This window comes from Rhodococcus sp. EPR-134, assembly GCF_001647205.1.
GTDB lineage: Bacteria > Actinomycetota > Actinomycetes > Mycobacteriales > Mycobacteriaceae > Rhodococcus_F > Rhodococcus_F qingshengii.
In genome coordinates this window covers 1-2,566 of sequence record NZ_LVCT01000142.1, presented here as the reverse complement: position 1 = coordinate 2,566, position 2,566 = coordinate 1, and the positions used below count along the sequence as shown (strand labels likewise).

The window sequence follows — 2,566 nt, the reverse complement described above, 5'->3', positions numbered from 1 at the left end:
CCACCGGCGACACCGGACCCGAATTGCTTTTCTACGTCCCGACCGAGAATTGAAGGGGAACGCTGACATGTCCGATCTTCTCGCGAACAAAGTTGCAATTGTCACCGGCGCAGGTGCCGGAATCGGCGCCGCCATTGCCCGGGCGTTCGGGGCGGAGGGCGCGAGGGTCGTGGTCTCCGACATCAACGGTGGCGCAGCACAGGCAGTGGCGGACTCGATCGACGGAGCTATCGCTGTCACAACTGATGTCACCGACGAACAGCAGGTCAAGGATCTCGTCGCCAGAGCGGTCGAAGAGTTCGGCGGACTGAACGTCGTAGTACCCAACGCCGGTATCGCCACCACGACCCCGCTGATCGAGACCTCGTTCGAGGACTGGCGGAAAGTGATGTCGGTCAACCTCGATGGAGTGTTCTTGACAGTGCGTCATTCGCTGCCCGCTCTCGTCGCATCCGGTGGCGGTTCGATCGTGAACATCTCGTCGATCTCGTCGACCACCGGCTCGCCTTTGATCGGCAGCTATGCCGCAGCCAAAGCAGCAGTTCGCAATCTCACCGAAACCCTGTCAGCCGAACTTCGCTTCCACGGAATCCGCGCGAATGCATTGCTGCCCGGATTCATCGATACCGACCTGGTCAAGAGTCACCAGCAGGATTTCGAGAATGCCCTCGGCCTCGAGTCCGGGGGATTCGACGACTTGATGGTCACGAAGCAGACGCGCTATGGCCGGACCGAGGAAGTTGCCGCCGCCGCAGTGTTCTTTGCGAGCGACCAGTCGTCGTGGTGCAACGGCAGCAGCCTGGTTCTCGACGGAGGGTTCACCGCTTCTCTCCTCTGAGCAGCAGAACCCTTTCCGAACGTCACCCGATCACCATTCGTGCGAGGATCCACACCATGACCAACCGCGCCGTGTACGTACTCCCGCCTGGAGGATTGAACAACCTCGAATCGAGGACGATCGAGACCCCGGGCCCGGGTGCGGGTGAGGTGACGATCGCGATCCACGCGAATTCGCTCAACCACCATGACTACCTCGTGGCGACCGGAGAGATAGCAACCGACGGTCCGCGGATCCTGTTGTCCGATGCTGCCGGGGAGGTCGTTGCGGTCGGAGACGGCGTAACGCAGTTCAGCGTCGGAGATCGCGTGATGAGCACCTATTTGCCGCATTGGCGGAGCGGCACACCGGATTTCGACGGATTCGGAAATTCGCCGGGTGACGGTGTCGACGGGTTCGCCCGCGACACCGTCACCGTGCCGGTATCTGCTGTGACAGTGATGCCGCGAAACTACACCTACGAGGAAGCCGCTACCTTGCCCACCGCAGGTTTGTCAGCGTGGCGCGCACTATTTGCCGGAGTCCCGATCATCCCAGGGTCGTCGGTGTTGATCCCTGGGACCAGCACGGTGGCGCTGTTTGCCGTCCAGCTGGCCAAAGCTGTTGGAGCTCAGGTGATCGCAACGTCGTCGGCCCCCGACAAGATGGCACGATTGGTCGAGCTCGGTGCCGATCACGTGGTCAACTACCGTGAGCGCCCGGACTGGGGTTCGGAAGCGATGCGGCTCAGCGGCGGGATCGACCTCGTCCTCGACGTCGGCGGGCCGTCCACCCTCGGCCAATCTCTGGCGGCAGTCCGACCAGGCGGGCGAATCTGCGCGCTTGGCATCATGAACGGCCCCTCGTCGTCGATCGACCTGACTTCGCTACTGACCAAACAGGTCACCATCGAAGGTGTTCTGGTGGGCAGTCGTGCACATCAGGAGGAGATGGTCGCCGGGCTGGAGAGCCTGGCGCTTCGTCCCGTCATAGATTCTTCCTACAGCCTCGACCGCCTCGCTGACGCTTTCGAGCAGCAGAAATCCGGGCAGGCCTACGGCAAGATCGTCATCACAAACCCTTGATCGCTTGCCGGTCCCAACGGGGATCGGTGAGGATTTCCGCCGAGTCGCCGACAAATGCACGTGCGGCAGTCTGGTCGCCGCTCAGGGTGAATCTCAGCCACGCGGTGAGGTAGCCCCGGAATCCTTCGCCATCTGCGGCCCAATTGTGGCCGACGCCAAGCAGTCTGCCGCGGACCGCCGGTCCGGCGGTTTTGTCGAAGTACTCAGCTTGCGGATCGGCGGTGGAGACCGGGTCGTCGGCGCCGGTCATGAAGAACGTCGGTCCGGTCAACTGGGCCACGTCGATCACGTCGACAGGTCGCGAGGCCCACCACGGGTCAGGCAAATCGAGTACCGCCGTGGCGGTGATCAGATTCGCGGACTGGGTTGCCGCGTTGATCGCGCCACCGGCGCCCTGGGAGTGTCCGACCGAGGCAATGTTGTCGGTGTCGATCCGCTGGTGAAAAATGCTCTCAGCGTTGGTGTTCTGATCGACGACGTACTGGGCAGCCCCCAAGATCTCCGTCCCGTCGCCGGTGACGCTGCTGTCGGCCACCACAACGACAAAACCCCAAGAAGCGAGATGCTGCAGGAGCGCTTCGTACTCTTCGTAAGTCGCATAGCTGCCGTTGCCGAAGGTGACGACGGGATGCCGATTGCCATCAGACGACAAGCCGGCTGGGTA

Annotated in this window: 3 protein-coding genes; 2 read left to right on the top strand and 1 reads right to left on the bottom strand. The window is 62.5% G+C overall.

Going from position 1 to position 2,566, the window contains the following annotated elements:
- The first annotated feature begins 67 nt into the window (after positions 1–67).
- Complete coding sequence (locus A2J01_RS06465) at positions 68–838, top strand: glucose 1-dehydrogenase (RefSeq protein ID WP_003940866.1); 771 nt, start codon at positions 68–70, stop codon at positions 836–838.
- A 56-nt stretch (positions 839–894) separates the two neighbouring features.
- Positions 895–1,902, top strand: a complete 1,008-nt coding sequence (locus A2J01_RS06460) for a zinc-dependent alcohol dehydrogenase family protein (RefSeq protein ID WP_007727420.1) — start codon at positions 895–897, stop codon at positions 1,900–1,902.
- On the opposite strand, the gene A2J01_RS06455 is transcribed toward A2J01_RS06460, so the two are convergent.
- On the bottom strand, positions 1,889–2,566 hold a 678-nt coding region (locus A2J01_RS06455), incomplete at its 5' end, for a poly(ethylene terephthalate) hydrolase family protein (RefSeq protein ID WP_064112338.1). The two genes, A2J01_RS06460 and A2J01_RS06455, sit on opposite strands and share 14 nt — an antisense overlap.

Coding starts and splice junctions, on each gene's coding strand:
- A2J01_RS06465 (WP_003940866.1), top strand. CDS start 68: ATGTCCGATCTTCTCGCGAACAAAGTTGCAATTGTCACCGGCGCAGGT.
- A2J01_RS06460 (WP_007727420.1), top strand. CDS start 895: ATGACCAACCGCGCCGTGTACGTACTCCCGCCTGGAGGATTGAACAAC.